The sequence below is a fragment of the Pseudomonas sp. 5Vm1k genome, from assembly GCF_056161485.1.
The window spans coordinates 316,845-331,172 of record NZ_JBSPCZ010000005.1; the positions used below are offsets into that span (position 1 = coordinate 316,845).

Here is a 14,328-nt window from a genome sequence, read left to right on the forward strand (position 1 = left end):
AGCCTGCCATGTTAAGTAGAACTGCCTCGGATTTGTATTGGATGTCGCGTTACCTGGAGCGGGCGGAAAACCTCGCACGGATGCTAGACATCAGTTATTCGCTGTCGCTGATGCCGCAGGACGGCCGTGGTGACGGTCTGCACGAACTCGCCATGCCGCTGCTGATCACAGGCACCCTGGACGATTACCTGGAGCGCCACGGCGAACTGCATGCCGAACGGCTGCTGCATTTCTTCGCCCTGGACGCGGCCAACCCGGCGAGCATCTATAGCTGCCTCGGTTCGGCGCGGGCCAGTGCCCACGCAGTGCGTGGGCGAATCACCGCCGACATGTGGGAAAACATCAACGCCACCTGGCTGGAAATTCGCGGGATCGCCGAGCAAGGCTTGAGTCGCTATGGCATGAGCCGTTTTTGCGAGTGGATCAAGGAACGTTCCCACCTGTTTCGCGGTGCGTCCTACGGCACGATCATGCGTAACGATGCGTTTCGCTTTATTCGTCTGGGGACGTTTATCGAGAGGGCCGACAACACCTTGCGCCTGCTCGATGCCCGTTACGAAATGGCCGGCGATCAGGCTGAAGCGGTCAGTGACGGTACGGCGCACGCCTACTACCAGTGGAGTGCGTTGCTGCGGGCGTTGTCCTCGTTCGAGGCTTACACCGAGATCTACCGCGATGCACCGGGCGCCCGGCATGTCGCCGAATTGCTGTTGCTGCGCGCCGACGTGCCGCGTTCCTTGCGCGCCTGCACCGAAGAAATCGACCAGATCCTCGCCCAGTTGCCGGGGGCCAACGGCCGTCCCGCGCAACGCCTGGCGGCGGAAATGGACGCGCGCCTGCGCTACACCGGCATCTCCGAAATTCTCGACGAAGGCCTGCACGCCTGGCTGACCGAGTTCATCCCGCTGGTGCGCCAGTTGGGCAACGCCATTCACAGTTCCTACCTGGAGGCTGCATGAGACTTTCCATTAGCCACGAAACCACCTATCACTACGAAGATCAGGTGCGGGCGAGCATCCAGTACTTGCGACTGACACCCCACGACAGCGAGCGCCAGCACGTGCTGAGTTGGCAACTCGACCTGCCGCGCCCGGTGCGCGCGCAACTCGATCCGTTCGGCAACATCCTGCACGTGCTGACCATGGACGAGCCCCACGAGGCGATCATCATTGGCGCCCGTGGTCAGGTCGATATCGATGAACTGCGCGAAGCCGAGCACGAGAGCCAGTCGGCGCTGCCGTTCCTGCGTTTCACCCGATTGACCGAAGCCGACGAAGCCTTGCGTGCGTTCGCGGAAAAGGAATGCAAGAAGCGTCGGGATCGCACGGCGTTGATCGACTTGATGCAGGGCCTGAACCAGCACATGACCTACACGCCGGGCTCCACCGAAGTGGACACCAGCGCCGCCCAGGCTTTCGCCGGGCGTTCCGGTGTCTGCCAGGATCACACCCATGCGTTCCTCGCCTGCGCCCGCAGCCTGGGCATTCCGGCGCGTTATGTGTCGGGGTATTTGTACAGCGAGAACAGCGAACACCTGGCCAGTCACGCCTGGGCCGAAGCCTGGCTGGATGACGCGTGGTACAGCTTTGACGTGACTAATCAGTTGGCCCGTCCGGAGCGCCATCTGAAACTGGCGGTGGGCCTGGATTACCTGGATGCCTGCCCGGTGCGCGGAATGCGCCGGGGCGGTGGGTGCGAGCAGATGCATGCGAAGGTGTTCGTATCGCCGACGCCGGTTTTCGCGCCGGTGATTTCAGTCCAGCAGCAGTAATCGGGGATACCGCTTCGCGAGCAAGCTCCGCTTCTACAGGGGATCTGTGAACGACACAAATCCCCTGTAGGAGCGAGGCTTGCCCGCGAAGAGGCCAGCCCAGGCAGCACAAAGCTAAGGCTTAACCTTGCGCCCCGCCATATGCTTCAAATACCCCACCAGCAAATCCAGATCCCCCGCTGGCAATACCTGCTCTGAAAACGCCGGCATCTTCGCCTGTGGCCACTGCCTCAAACTCTGCGGATCACGAATGTAGCGCTTGAGGAAATCCGCGCCAAAGTACTCGGTGGGGTTGAATGGAATATTCAGGTCCGGCCCGAACTGCGCATCGCCCGCGCCATTGAGTCGATGGCACGCCAGGCAATTCTTCTGGAACAAGGCAAAGCCATGGTTCACCGGATCGTCCGCCTTCAACGCAGGATCGGGCAGCAGGGCAGGGAAGCGCTCGGCCAGGGGGGCCATGCGTTTGATGCTGGCGACTTCGAATGGCCATTGCTCGGGGCTGATATTGCCAGCCTGCGGATTTGTCCAAACCAAGTAAAACGGCCCGGCGCTGTGCTTGCCCTCGGACAGTGGCGGCCACGGCGTGGCCGGGTCTTCAATCGCCAGCCAGGCCTGTGCGCCTTGGGTATTGAGCAACGGCGCCGCCGACAGTTCGGCGGCAAAACCGTCCAGTGCCACGGCTTGCAGATGGTCATCGGGCTTGATGCCGGTCAACAACGCCGCCAACGGCACCGCTTGATAGCGCATGTCCTGTTTGTAGGAAACGTCGTTGCTGATGCTGATGGTCTGTAACTGAGGATGCTTGAGCAATTCCTCGGTCTGCCAGGTGCGACTGTTCGCGCCCAGCTCAAGGTTGAGCTGGGCGGCGTACAGGGGCGAGCCGAGCAGCATGGCCCCGAATAGAAAAAGTGCTTTCAAGTGATCGCCGTCCATGTCGTGGAAGTGCCGTGAAGGTTGGCACACCCACGCTGGCCCGGGTAGCGAGCCAGTCACATTTTTATGAGGCGATAGCAAATCCTGACGCTGCTTTTTTTCCAGCGACTAGCCGATCACCTTGGTCAGGTTCGGCAAAATCAACAACAGCGTAGTGGCGAATAGGATGAGTCCGGCTTGACGTACTTTCGAATGTTTGAACATGGCTGACCGCCTTTTTTGTTATTTCCTGATGCCTGCCTGCATATCTCCATGACGGCAAAGCGCTGCACTTCCTGTGAGACGAGTGCCTCGGCAAAACCCGACGACAACTTCGTACATCTTCACCTTAGAGCCCGCGTCACACTTGGTTTAGATCCATTTCGTATGGTCCTCGCGTGAAATGCTCTTAAAAAGGCATGAGGCCCATTGCCAGCTTCTTGGGCGCCCGTTTGCTAGACAGCTTCGTCACCTGAATCGGTTAATCCTAAAACTGACTACCGTCCGTCTGAGCGTGACCGTCAACGTCTGTGAGCATTGCGGTCATTGAATCAATCTCCACTCGGCTTAAGGTAAGGGTGAAGATAAAGATCAAAAGATCGCAGCCTTCGGCAGCGCTCACAGGCGCGTAGGAGCTGCCGAAGGCTGCGATCTTTTGATCTTTATCTGTTTTTTCTCACCACTAGGTTCGAGGACCACATGACCGAAGCTCTGATTTTCGACGCGCTACGCACGCCTCGCGGCAAAGGCAAGGCCGATGGCGCGTTGCACAGCGTCAAACCGGTGAACCTGGTGGCCGGGTTGCTGACGGCGTTGCAGCAGCGCACATCCCTGGACACCAGCCAGGTTGATGACGTGGTGCTCGGCTGCGTCACGCCCATCGGCGATCAAGGCTCCGACATCGCCAAGACTGCGGCGCAGGTCGCCGATTGGGACGTCAGCGTGGCCGGTTTGCAAATCAACCGTTTCTGCGCCTCAGGACTGGAGGCGGTGAACCTCGGCGCGATGAAAGTCCGTTCCGGCTTCGAAGACCTGGTGGTGGTCGGTGGCGTCGAGTCGATGTCTCGCGTGCCCATGGGCAGCGACGGCGGCGCCTGGGCACTGGACCCGGAAACCAACCTGCACAGCCACTTCACGCCGCAGGGCGTGGGCGCCGACCTGATTGCTACGATTGAAGGCTTCAGCCGCCAGGACGTCGATGCCTACGCACTGCACTCCCAGCAAAAAGCTGCGCGAGCCCGGGCGGATGGCTCGTTCAACAAGTCCCTGGTGCCGGTGCAGGACCAGAACGGCATCATCCTGCTCGATCACGATGAATTCATCCGCGCCGAATCGACCCTGGAAGGCTTGGGCAAACTCAAGCCGAGTTTCGAAATGATGGGGCAAATGGGCTTCGACGCCACTGCGCTGCGGGTCTACAGCCACGTCGAGCGGATCAACCACGTGCACACACCGGGCAACAGCTCCGGGATCGTCGACGGCGCGGCGCTGATGTTGATCGGCTCCGAAGCCAAGGGCCGGGCGTTGGGCTTGCAGCCGCGAGCGCGAATTGTCGCCACGGCGGTCACCAGCACCGACCCGACCATCATGCTCACCGGCCCGGCGCCGGCTACGCGCAAGGCCTTGGCCAAGGCGGGGCTGCGGGTGGAAGACATCGATCTGTTCGAGGTCAACGAAGCGTTCGCCTCGGTGGTGTTGAAGTTCATCAAGGACATGGCCATCGACCCAAACAAGGTCAACGTCAACGGCGGCTCGATCGCCATGGGCCACCCGCTGGGCGCCACCGGTTGCGCGATCCTCGGCACCTTGCTCGATGAACTGGAAACCCGGCGCCTGCGCTATGGTCTCGCGACCCTGTGTGTCGGCGGCGGCATGGGCATTGCCACCATCATCGAACGCCTCTGAGCCCCGATTTCAAGGAACTGTGACATGACTGAAGCCATTCGTTACGAAAAGGGCCAGGACCAGATCGTCGTCCTGACCATCGACATGCCGGGCCAGAGCGCCAACACCATGAACGCGGTGTACCGCGAAGCCATGGCCGCCCGCGTCGCCCAACTGGTTGCCGAAAAAGACAGCATCGCCGGCGTCATCGTCACCTCGGCCAAGAAGACCTTTTTTGCCGGCGGTGACCTCAATGAACTGATCAAGGTCGGCAAGCCCGAAGCCAAAGCCTTCTATGACATGGTGCTGACGCTGAAGGCGCAACTGCGCACCCTGGAAACCCTCGGCAAACCGGTGGTCGCGGCAATTAATGGCGCGGCGCTGGGCGGCGGTTGGGAAATCTGCCTGGCCTGTCACCACCGTGTGGCGCTGGACAACCCGTCGGTGCAACTCGGTCTGCCGGAAGTGACTCTCGGCCTGTTGCCGGGCGGCGGCGGGGTGGTGCGCATGGTGCGCATGCTGGGTATTGAGAAAGCCTTGCCGTACTTGCTAGAAGGCAAAAAAGTCCGGCCGCAGCAGGCATTGCAAGCCGGTTTGATCGATGAGCTGGCGGCGGATCACGATGAACTGCTGGCCAAGTCGCGGGCGTGGATTCTCGCCAATCCGACGGCTGTGCAGCGTTGGGACGTGAAGGGTTATCAGATCCCGGGCGGCACGCCGTCGAACCCGAAAGTCGCGCAGATGCTGGCCATCGCGCCATCGATCCTGCGCAACAAAACCCAAGGTACGCTGCCGGCGCCGGAGAAAATCCTCTGCGCGGCGGTGGAAGGCGCCCAGGTGGATTTCGATACGGCGCACCTGATCGAAACCCGTTACTTCACTGAATTGACCACCGGCCAAGTGTCGAAAAACCTGATCGGTACGTTCTGGTTCCAGCTCAACGAAATCAATGCCGGCGGTTCGCGACCGCAGGGTTTTGCGCCTTATGTCACGCGCCGGGTAGGTGTGTTGGGCGCCGGAATGATGGGCGCCGGGATTGCGTTCGTCAGTGCCTCGGCCGGAATCGACGTGGTGCTCAAGGACATCAATCTTGCCGCCGCAGAAAAGGGCAAGGCGCATTCGGCGGCGCTGCTGGACAAGAAAGTCTCCCGTGGCCAATTGAGCGCCGAGCAGCGAGACGCGGTGCTGGCGCGGATTCATACCACCGAAAACGATTGGGATCTGGCCGGTTGCGACCTGATCATTGAAGCGGTGTTTGAAGATCGCGAACTGAAAGCCAAAGTCTCTTCGGCCGCACAGAAAGTCGTTGGCCCAGACGCGGTGATCGCTTCCAACACCTCGACCCTGCCAATCAGCGGCCTGGCCACTGCCGTGCCGGACCAGAGCAAGTTCATCGGCCTGCATTTCTTCAGTCCGGTGGAGAAAATGCCTTTGGTGGAGATCATCAAAGGCGCGAACACCAGCGACGAGACCCTGGCCCGTGGTTTCGATTTCGTCCTGCAAATCAAGAAAACCCCGATTGTGGTCAACGACAGTCGCGGCTTCTTTACTTCGCGAGTGTTCGGCACCTTCACCAATGAAGGCATCGCCATGCTCGGCGAAGGCGTAAGCGCGCCGATGATCGAGACCGAAGCGCGCAAGGCCGGCATGCCTATCGGGCCTCTGGCGATCTCCGACGAAGTTTCACTCAGCCTCATGAGCCATATCCGTCAACAAACGGCCAAAGACCTGCAAGCGGAAGGGAAACCGCTGATAGAACATCCGGCGTTCGCCGTGATTGACTTGCTGCTCAACGAATACAAGCGTCCAGGCAAGGCTGCTGGCGGTGGTTTCTACGATTATCCGGCCGGTGGCCAGAAACATCTGTGGCCGGAACTGAAAACCCGTTTCGAGAAGGCAGATGGGCAGATTTCGCCGAAGGATGTGCGCGATCGACTGCTGTTCGTGCAAGCCATCGAAACCGTGCGTTGTGTGGAGGAGGGCGTGCTGACCTCGACGGCAGACGCCAACGTTGGCTCGATCTTCGGCATCGGCTTCGCGGCCTGGACCGGGGGCGCGCTGCAATTCATCAACCAATATGGCGTGAAAGACTTCGTCGCTCGCGCCCAGTATCTGGCCGAGCAGTATGGCGAGCGCTTCGCTCCGCCGGCACTGCTGCTGGAAAAAGCCGCAAAAGGGGAGGCATTCTAAGGGACCGGTGACGCATTCCGGGGCTTGCCTTGCCACCGTGTTTCAAGGCAGGCTCTGGGGTGTGCATTATTCCCATCACGTGTCAGGTATTTTTTATGTCGTTACGCATCTGCATTCTGGAAACCGACATCCTGCGTCCAGAACTGGTCGATCAATATCAGGGTTACGGGCAGATGTTCCAGCGCCTGTTTTCGCAGCAGCCCATCGCTGCCGAGTTCACCGTGTACAACGTGATGCAGGGCGAATATCCCAGCGATGAGCTGACGTTCGACGCGTACCTGATCACCGGCAGCAAGGCCGATTCCTTCGGCACCGACCCCTGGATCGAAACCCTCAGAACTTACCTGCTGACCCGCTACGAACGCGGCGACAAACTGCTGGGCGTGTGCTTCGGCCATCAGCTGCTGGCGTTGCTGCTGGGCGGCAAGAGCGAGCGGGCGACCCAAGGCTGGGGCGTCGGCATCCACAACTACAAACTCGCGGCCAAGGCGCCATGGATGAGCCCGGTGCGGGAAGAGCTGACGTTGTTGATCAGCCACCAGGACCAGGTGACCGCACTGCCGGAAAACGCCACGGTGATTGCTTCGAGTGATTTCTGCCCGTTCGCCGCGTACCACATCAACGATCAGGTGCTGTGCTTCCAGGGGCATCCGGAGTTCATTCACGATTACTCACGGGCGCTGTTGGAGATTCGTCAGGAAGCGTTAGGCGAACAGGTTTACTCCAAAGGCGTGGCAAGCCTTGAGCATGAGCATCATGGCGCTACGGTTGCGGAGTGGATGATGCGGTTTGTAGCGCATAAGCCTCAGACGGTTTAAAGCCTAAAAGCTTCGCGGGCAAGCCTCGCTCCTACAGGATCTGCGCAATTCCTGTAGGAGCGAGGCTTGCCCGCGAATGTCACAAACACCTCGGTCTTGGCTACAACCACCCAGACCTCTTGAAACTCGCCCACAACCCCACACACCCCACCGCTATAAACCCCAGCACCGCGAAATACCCGTAATGCCAACTCAACTCCGGCATGTTCTGGAAGTTCATCCCGTAAATCCCGGCCACCGCTGTCGGGAACGCCAGAATTGCTGCCCATGCCGCAAACTTGCGCTGCACCACGCTCTGGCGTGACGCCTCCAGCAACACCCCGACCTCGATGGTCTGGCTGGCAATGTCCGCCAGGGTTGTCAGGTCTTCCATCTGCCGCGTCACGTGGATCTGCACATCGCGGAAATACGGTCGCATGTTCTTGTCGATAAACGGGAAGCTCAGCTTCTGCAGTTCTTCACCAATTTCCACCATCGGCGCGGCATAGCGGCGCAAGCGCAGCACGTCTCGACGCAGACTATGGAGGTTCTGGATGTCGCGCTCATTCAGCGCGCTGCACAGCACGTTGCGTTCCAGTTCATCGATCTCGGCATGGATCGCTTCGCCCACCGGTTGGTAGTTTTCGATCACGAAATCGAGGATGGCATAGAGTACGAAATCTTCCCCGTGCTCCAACAACAACGGACGCGCCTCACAGCGTTGGCGGACATGGGCGTAGGACGCCGAGTGACCGTTGCGAGCGGTGATGATGTAACCCTTGCCGGCAAAAATATGAGTCTCGATGAACTCCAGTTTGCCGTCATGGCGAATCGGCGAGTACGTGACAATAAACAGCGCATCGCCGAAGGTTTCGAGCTTCGGTCGGCTGTGTTTTTCCAGGGCGTCTTCGATGGCCAGCTCGTGCAGGTTGAACTGGCGTTGCAGGTTGGTCAGCTCCTGGGCATTGGGCTCTTCGAGGCCGATCCACACAAAGTGGCCGGTCTTGGCCGCCCAGGCTGCGCCTTCATCGAGGGTGATATTGGTGATTTTTTTACCGGCGCTGTAAACCGCAGCAGCAACAACTCTACCCATGATTTTGGTTCGCTTCTTATTTATGCAATGGCAGTGGCAGGCAGTGTTCAGCTTAGCCTTCTGCTTGTAGAGATTCAGTGAAATCTGCAGAGTTCGGCGGTAAGCGTATTACAGGCAAAAGAAAACCCGCACAGGGCGGGTTTGTTTTCAGGCGGCTTGCAGTTGCCGATCCATTGAGGCAATACACTCGCGCATCTGTTCGCGGCATTGGGCGATCAGCAGCGGCATGTCATCCATGCTCAACCCGGCCGTAGGAATCGCCGGCAGCGAACGGATCAGAATTTTCCCACTGCACCAGCGGTTCAATCGCATGTGTTTGACGTAACTGCTGACACACACGGGTACGATCGGCACCCCGGCAGCAATCGCCATCTGGAACGCGCCTTTCTTGAACGGCAGCAACTCTTCGCCAAGGTTGCGCGTGCCTTCTGGGAACACCCAGATCGAGGTGTCTTCATGCTGCAAGGTGTGGGTGGTGGTGAGCATCGACTGACGGGCCTTGTGCGCGTTACCCCGGTCGATCAATACATTGCCCGCCAGCCAGAACAACTGGCCAAACAACGGGACCCACTTCAGGCTCTTCTTGCCGATGCACACGGTGCGGCGGGGCACCACGTTGCCAAATACAAACAGATCGTAGTTGGACTGATGGTTGGCGATGATGACGCAGCTGTCGGGCTTGTCCATCAACGGTCCTACGTCGGCCTTCACCCGCAGACGCAAAATACACATCGCTGGCCAGGCATACAGGCGAGCACACAAACGGCTGTTGTCCGGGTTGAATGGCCGGCACAGGCCCAGAATCACACCCAGCACACCGGCCAGAATAAAGTGCAGGCCCATCAATAACATACGAAACACAAAGAGCATTTACAGGCCCCACCGGGACAAAAGGTGGCGCAGTGTACGGATGTGCACTGTTTTCGGCAATTGCCGCTATAGAGGTGGGAGATAGACGATGTTTAAGCGCATGTTTCCGACTAGAGGGTCAGACGCGGCCTAGAGCGGTTACAGGCTTTTCAACAGAGCACGTACGAAAAAGCCCGACACGACGGTCGGGCTTTTCTCTGCAGCAGGCGTGGGCTTAACCCAAATGTTCCTGATCCTGGATGATCGCGTTGTCCAGCGTCTCCAGCAGCGCCTTGCGCACTTTCAGCTTAGTGTTCTTGTGCGCAGTCATGTTGATCTTCTTCAACTGACGTGCCGCCGCCAACGCCGCACCTTGCAACTCCTCGGCCGCCACCACCACATCGAGGAAACCGGCAGCAATCGCGCTTTGCGGGTTGAACATCTCGCCATTGATCACCGAGCGATGGAACGCCGCGTTGCTCAGGCGATCACGGGCCAGCTCGATCCCGGCGTGGTGCATGGTCATGCCGATCTGCACTTCGTTCAGGCCAATGCTGAACGCGCCGTCGACACCAATGCGGTAATCGGCCGACAACAAAAGGAACGCACCCTTGGCCACCGCATGCCCAGGGCAGGCAACGATCACCGGGAACGGGTGCGACAACAGACGACGAGCCAGCGTCGAACCAGCGGTCACCAGCGCCACCGCCTCTTTAGGACCAGCCGTCATCACCTTCAAGTCATAACCACCGGACAAAATGCCCGGCTGACCGGTAATGATCACCACTGCACGATCAGTCACCGCCTGATCCAGCGCAGCATTAAACGCCGCAATCACGTCCGGGGAAATGGCGTTGACCTTGCCATTGCTCAACGTCAGGGTCGCGATACCGTCTTCGAGGTGGTAGGAAATCAACTCACTCATGACGCTATTCCTTGTATGAAAGTTGAGGCAGACGTTACCCACCGTCGCAGGCCAGGTAAAGCGCCGTGACTGACCCGCTGGTCATGCTTTCCCGGCCCGGCAAGCGTAGCCGGCCACACTGGCCGTGCATTCCCCTCTATATAGATGGAGAGCGGAAGCCGGAGATTGGCCGGTTTGCCATGGCCCCGAACCCGCCGCAGCACCTGAATCGCTAAGCGCATGAAAATTCTGAAAAAAATATTTGCCATCGGAAAAGCTTTCGACTACATTAGCGCGCCTCGACAGACAGAACTTGTTTGAAGAGATACGGTGAAGTGTCCGAGTGGCTTAAGGAGCACGCCTGGAAAGTGTGTATACAAGAAATTGTATCGAGAGTTCGAATCTCTCCTTCACCGCCAAATTCGATGTAACCAGAACCCCTGATTTCGAGAGAAATCAGGGGTTTTGTGGTTTCTGGGGGCTGGATTTCAGGTGTGGCGCTGGTGCTACTTGATGGGCAGGGCACTCGACGCCCTCTAAATCTGGCAGATGCAAGCAATACAGGAACGCCCCATGGAGCAGGCCGAGTTGAAAAAGATTGGTACTCGTCGCCATTTTCGAATTGGTATTGCTCAATCACTACTGGGGGCATTCCAGTTAGTTTGGGCCGAGTCAGTTATCGACGCGTATGGTGGGGATGGAGTTGATCTCCAGCGAGAGGCCATGCTCGTACTCGCCGGAGATCAAGTCCCTGTAGAAAGAGGTATAGGATCGGTCGAGTACTCGCCCGAAGTTCGACAAACCGTCCTGTGCATAGATCACCAGGTGGACGTAGGGGCGTAGCTCGGGTTCCTTCTTATGGGTGTGTCTCCAGAGGTATTCCTGTTTTCTCCACTCACCCTCAAGATCATCGACGGTGACAAATCGAAAAGCTGCCGCGCCGTTCGCTCCCACAGCTGTCCGGGGTGATCGAAGAACAAAGACTGAGTCTTTAAGCAGGCTCATTTTCCCTATTCGTTTGGCAATACCTCCTGAAACCCGATCTGGTTGGACCAGGACCAGTTCAGCCTGAACATTGATGCAGTCAAACCATCCACAATTGATGACTTTGATTGAGTAGACGGTTTGGCGATTCAGTGTTGTCTTGGCGATCTGATGGGCTATCTGAATCTTCGGTCTACGGGCATACAACGCGGCAAGGAACAGTATCGAGGCGACGAAACTTCCGAGCACGCCCAAGGCGACATTGGAAAGAATGTCTGTCGGTATGCTCATTTCAAGTGCTCACTGAAAAACGTTCGATGACGTTTATTCTAGACATCAGCGGACAATGCCACAGGCCGCGCTGGAAATGGTTTATGTGGGAATCGTAGCTTTCTACCCCGAACTGCCACGCGCTGAATCGAGCTAGTCTCGCCTGATGTAAACTGCCAAACCCCTCGAACGGAATCGACTCCATGCTTCTCCACCGCATAGCACTGTTGATGTGCTGCTTCTCATCACTCGCCAACGCTACAGCCTTTCCCGACGCCGCCGCTAGCGACCCCGCCAAGCTCGGCTGGATGGTCGGCTCGCCACCCTCGGCCGACCGAACCGTCCGCTTCGAAGACGGCAGCTACTTCCAGTTCCCGGCCATGCGCTGGAGCGTTTCGAACTTTCGCCAATTGATGCCGACAACCAATGTTTCACGCGGTCTGGGCGCGCCCGTTCCTTTGGAATCAGCGCTGCGTAATGACATCGACGCCATCAGCTTCATCCCGCTCGGCGCAAAGACGCCGATGACCTGGGAGCAATCCCTTGCCGCTACTTACACCGATGGCATCGTGGTGATGCACAAGGGGAAAATCGTCTACGAGCGTTATTTCGGTGTGTTGACGCCGGAAGGCCAGCACGCGGCGATGTCAGTGACCAAGTCGGTGGTCGGTACGCTGGGGGCAATGTTGGTGGCGGAAGGGCGCATCGACGCGAACAAGCATGTTGCTGATTACGTCCCTGAGCTAGCGACTTCGGCGTTTGGCAGCGCCACGGTGCGTCAGGTACTCGACATGACCACGGGCCTCAAATACAGCGAAGATTACGCCGACCCGAACGCCGAGGTCTGGGCTCATGCCAAGGCCGGAAGTCCTTTGCCCAAGCCAAAGGACTACACAGGCCCGCGAAGTTACTACGAGTTTTTGCAGACGGTTCAGTTGCAAGGCGAGCATGGCAGCGCGTTCAGCTATAAAACCGTCAACACCGATGTGCTGGGTTGGATCATTGCCCGGGCCAGCGGTCGTAATGTCGCGCAGTTGTTGTCGGAGCGGATCTGGAGCCGTTTGGGCGCCGAGCAGGACGCCTATTTCACAGTGGATTCCATCGGTACGCCGTTTGCCGGCGGCGGATTGAACACCGGCCTGCGGGACCTGGCGCGGTTTGGCGAGATGCTGCGCAATGACGGCGTGTTTAATGGCCAGCAGATCGTACCGAAAGCGGTGGTGGACGATATACGCGGTGGCGGTGATAAACAGGCTTTCGCCAAGGCGGGTTACGACTTGCTGAAGAGCTGGAGTTACCGCTCGATGTGGTGGGTGACGAATAAGGAGGGCGGGGCATTTATGGCGCGTGGGGTGCATGGACAGCGAATCTATGTCGATCCGAAGGCTGAAATGGTGATTGTTCGTTACGCGTCGCACCCGGTGGCCAACAACTCGGCCAATGACCCTGTCACCTTGACGGCGTTTGAGGCATTGGCCGAGCATCTGAACGCGATACCATGAGTGGCCGATCTTGGTATCAAGCGGTTTCGTGGAGCCGGGACATCGTAAATCCATTGTTCCAGAGTTCTAGCGCCAACCATTGGCCCATTGTCATTTTGGGACGCACGGGAGGTGGGGTTGTCTCGGACGCCATGTCGCGAAGATTGACGTCGGCAGGGTTCATCCAATCCACTTCCTCATCCCTCCAGGCGTTGTCGAAATCTATTTCTGCGGCAGCAAATACATCGAGCTTGCTCAGAAGGTCGGGCGAAGCGCTGACGTGTTTGTTGAAGCGCTGCATCTGCTCATCGCTTAACGTGTGGCTGAAATCATAGAACGTTGCTTTGCCGGTTTTGTGGTCGATCCCGATCCCGATAATGCTTTTTCCCAAGTCAGGATCGGCGCTGAGAACTCCCTGCATGAAGCCTTTAAATGCGGAGAAAAATATCGACCCTGCTGCATTACGTGCTGCGGCAGCCTGTTCGTACCTGGCCGAATATCCGCTGGTTTCTTTCGGCGCACTGTCGGTATTGGTCTGATCACCAACTTCTTTCGAGGTGCCTGGAGCGTCGGCACTTGTGGTGGGCGTTGTCGCTGCGTTAACGGGTTTGACGGCTGGATCTGTCTTCAGTGTTGGCACAAAACCAAAAAGATTGTTTGCGTTGATTTCCATATCGCTACGTCCATGAGTGCGGATTGTCGTAATACTAGCGGCAGCGAACTGAGTAACTTGATAGTCAAGTTGAGTGGTCCTCGTGGAGTGATGAAGGACGCAGGTCGTCATCGCGCTTTAAACTTCAATCCTGTTTCTCCATTCAAGGGCTGCACCATGATCACCACTACAACCCACACCATCGAAGGCCGCCAAATCACCGCCTACCTGGACATCGTCAGCGCGGAGTCGGTGCAGGGCGTCAACGTGATTCGCGACATGTTTGCCGGAATGCGGGATTTTTTCGGTGGGCGGTCTCAAACGCTGGAGCGGGCGTTGAAAGAGGCGCGTATTCAGGCGACGGACGAAATCAAGGAGCGGGCGCGGACGTTGCAGGCGGATGCGGTGGTGGGGCTCGATTTCGAGATCAGCATGCCGGCCGGCAAGGGCGGGATGGTTGTGGTGTTTGTGACCGGGACGGCGGTCAAGTTGAGATGAGACGGCCCGTGGCGGTCAGCGCACGGGCGTCGTCAGGTTG

13 protein-coding genes and 1 tRNA gene are annotated in these 14,328 nt (G+C 58.4%); 8 read left to right on the forward strand and 6 right to left on the reverse strand.

All coding sequences use genetic code 11. The features are described from left to right. Positions 1-8: 8 nt before the first annotated feature. Together ACWIKB_RS12905 and ACWIKB_RS12910 are read left to right on the forward strand one after the other, a co-directional pair. Positions 9-959 carry an alpha-E domain-containing protein gene (locus ACWIKB_RS12905; protein ID WP_133836635.1) on the forward strand — a complete coding sequence of 317 codons (951 nt, stop codon included), beginning with the start codon at positions 9-11 and terminating at the stop codon, positions 957-959. Continuing rightward, complete coding sequence (locus ACWIKB_RS12910) at positions 956-1,771, forward strand: transglutaminase family protein (RefSeq protein WP_054048557.1); 816 nt, start codon at positions 956-958, stop codon at positions 1,769-1,771. Before ACWIKB_RS12905 ends, ACWIKB_RS12910 begins: the two co-directional genes overlap by 4 nt. A gap of 114 nt (positions 1,772-1,885) precedes the next feature. Here ACWIKB_RS12910 and ACWIKB_RS12915 read toward each other — a convergent pair whose 3' ends face one another. Beyond that, positions 1,886-2,707, reverse strand: coding sequence for a c-type cytochrome (locus tag ACWIKB_RS12915; protein WP_475267376.1), 822 nt, complete (start codon positions 2,705-2,707; stop codon positions 1,886-1,888). A 678-nt stretch (positions 2,708-3,385) separates the two neighbouring features. On the opposite strand from ACWIKB_RS12915, the gene ACWIKB_RS12920 reads away from it, so the two are divergent. The 3 genes from ACWIKB_RS12920 (at position 3,386) to ACWIKB_RS12930 (ending at position 7,578) form a co-directional block, all read left to right on the forward strand. Beyond that, complete coding sequence (locus ACWIKB_RS12920) at positions 3,386-4,591, forward strand: acetyl-CoA C-acetyltransferase (protein ID WP_475267229.1); 1,206 nt, start codon at positions 3,386-3,388, stop codon at positions 4,589-4,591. Positions 4,592-4,615: 24 nt separating this feature from the next. Then, a complete protein-coding gene (locus ACWIKB_RS12925; RefSeq protein ID WP_475267231.1) occupies positions 4,616-6,760 on the forward strand; it encodes a 3-hydroxyacyl-CoA dehydrogenase NAD-binding domain-containing protein in 2,145 nt (714 codons plus the stop codon). A 95-nt stretch (positions 6,761-6,855) separates the two neighbouring features. Beyond that, complete coding sequence (locus ACWIKB_RS12930) at positions 6,856-7,578, forward strand: amidotransferase (RefSeq protein WP_475267233.1); 723 nt, start codon at positions 6,856-6,858, stop codon at positions 7,576-7,578. Positions 7,579-7,678: 100 nt separating this feature from the next. Here the strand turns inward: ACWIKB_RS12930 and ACWIKB_RS12935 are convergent, their stop codons facing one another. The 3 genes from ACWIKB_RS12935 to ACWIKB_RS12945 all read right to left on the reverse strand — a co-directional run bounded on the left by ACWIKB_RS12935 (position 7,679) and on the right by ACWIKB_RS12945 (position 10,424). Continuing rightward, on the reverse strand, positions 7,679-8,650 hold the full coding sequence (locus ACWIKB_RS12935) for a magnesium and cobalt transport protein CorA (protein ID WP_475267235.1): 972 nt from the start codon (positions 8,648-8,650) through the stop codon (positions 7,679-7,681). A gap of 147 nt (positions 8,651-8,797) precedes the next feature. Beyond that, positions 8,798-9,520 carry a 1-acylglycerol-3-phosphate O-acyltransferase gene (locus ACWIKB_RS12940; RefSeq protein WP_475267237.1) on the reverse strand — a complete coding sequence of 241 codons (723 nt, stop codon included), beginning with the start codon at positions 9,518-9,520 and terminating at the stop codon, positions 8,798-8,800. Between the two features lie 214 nt (positions 9,521-9,734). Further along, positions 9,735-10,424, reverse strand: coding sequence for a crotonase/enoyl-CoA hydratase family protein (locus ACWIKB_RS12945; protein ID WP_475267239.1), 690 nt, complete (start codon positions 10,422-10,424; stop codon positions 9,735-9,737). A 308-nt stretch (positions 10,425-10,732) separates the two neighbouring features. On the opposite strand from ACWIKB_RS12945, the gene ACWIKB_RS12950 reads away from it, so the two are divergent. Further along, positions 10,733-10,822 (forward strand) — tRNA-Ser (locus ACWIKB_RS12950). 253 nt (positions 10,823-11,075) lie between these two features. On the opposite strand, the gene ACWIKB_RS12955 is transcribed toward ACWIKB_RS12950, so the two are convergent. Continuing rightward, positions 11,076-11,678, reverse strand: a complete 603-nt coding sequence (locus ACWIKB_RS12955) for a hypothetical protein (RefSeq protein ID WP_475267240.1) — start codon at positions 11,676-11,678, stop codon at positions 11,076-11,078. Positions 11,679-11,860: 182 nt separating this feature from the next. Between ACWIKB_RS12955 and ACWIKB_RS12960 the strand changes: the two genes are divergently transcribed. Beyond that, positions 11,861-13,159 (forward strand): serine hydrolase domain-containing protein, encoded by a 1,299-nt coding sequence (locus ACWIKB_RS12960; RefSeq protein ID WP_475267242.1) that lies wholly within the window; start codon positions 11,861-11,863, stop codon positions 13,157-13,159. 16 nt (positions 13,160-13,175) lie between these two features. On the opposite strand, the gene ACWIKB_RS12965 is transcribed toward ACWIKB_RS12960, so the two are convergent. Further along, entirely contained in the window at positions 13,176-13,811 is a 636-nt protein-coding gene (locus ACWIKB_RS12965; protein ID WP_475267243.1) for a hypothetical protein, read from the reverse strand. A 156-nt stretch (positions 13,812-13,967) separates the two neighbouring features. Between ACWIKB_RS12965 and ACWIKB_RS12970 the strand changes: the two genes are divergently transcribed. Beyond that, positions 13,968-14,288: a YbjQ family protein gene (locus tag ACWIKB_RS12970; RefSeq protein WP_475267244.1), complete on the forward strand. Its 321-nt coding sequence runs from the start codon at positions 13,968-13,970 to the stop codon at positions 14,286-14,288. Positions 14,289-14,328 lie beyond the last annotated feature (40 nt).

Coding starts and splice junctions, on each gene's coding strand:
- ACWIKB_RS12905 (WP_133836635.1), top strand. CDS start 9: ATGTTAAGTAGAACTGCCTCGGATTTGTATTGGATGTCGCGTTACCTG.
- ACWIKB_RS12910 (WP_054048557.1), top strand. CDS start 956: ATGAGACTTTCCATTAGCCACGAAACCACCTATCACTACGAAGATCAG.
- ACWIKB_RS12915 (WP_475267376.1), bottom strand. CDS start 2,707: ATGGACGGCGATCACTTGAAAGCACTTTTTCTATTCGGGGCCATGCTG.
- ACWIKB_RS12920 (WP_475267229.1), top strand. CDS start 3,386: ATGACCGAAGCTCTGATTTTCGACGCGCTACGCACGCCTCGCGGCAAA.
- ACWIKB_RS12925 (WP_475267231.1), top strand. CDS start 4,616: ATGACTGAAGCCATTCGTTACGAAAAGGGCCAGGACCAGATCGTCGTC.
- ACWIKB_RS12930 (WP_475267233.1), top strand. CDS start 6,856: ATGTCGTTACGCATCTGCATTCTGGAAACCGACATCCTGCGTCCAGAA.
- ACWIKB_RS12935 (WP_475267235.1), bottom strand. CDS start 8,650: ATGGGTAGAGTTGTTGCTGCTGCGGTTTACAGCGCCGGTAAAAAAATC.
- ACWIKB_RS12940 (WP_475267237.1), bottom strand. CDS start 9,520: ATGCTCTTTGTGTTTCGTATGTTATTGATGGGCCTGCACTTTATTCTG.
- ACWIKB_RS12945 (WP_475267239.1), bottom strand. CDS start 10,424: ATGAGTGAGTTGATTTCCTACCACCTCGAAGACGGTATCGCGACCCTG.
- ACWIKB_RS12955 (WP_475267240.1), bottom strand. CDS start 11,678: ATGAGCATACCGACAGACATTCTTTCCAATGTCGCCTTGGGCGTGCTC.
- ACWIKB_RS12960 (WP_475267242.1), top strand. CDS start 11,861: ATGCTTCTCCACCGCATAGCACTGTTGATGTGCTGCTTCTCATCACTC.
- ACWIKB_RS12965 (WP_475267243.1), bottom strand. CDS start 13,811: ATGGAAATCAACGCAAACAATCTTTTTGGTTTTGTGCCAACACTGAAG.
- ACWIKB_RS12970 (WP_475267244.1), top strand. CDS start 13,968: ATGATCACCACTACAACCCACACCATCGAAGGCCGCCAAATCACCGCC.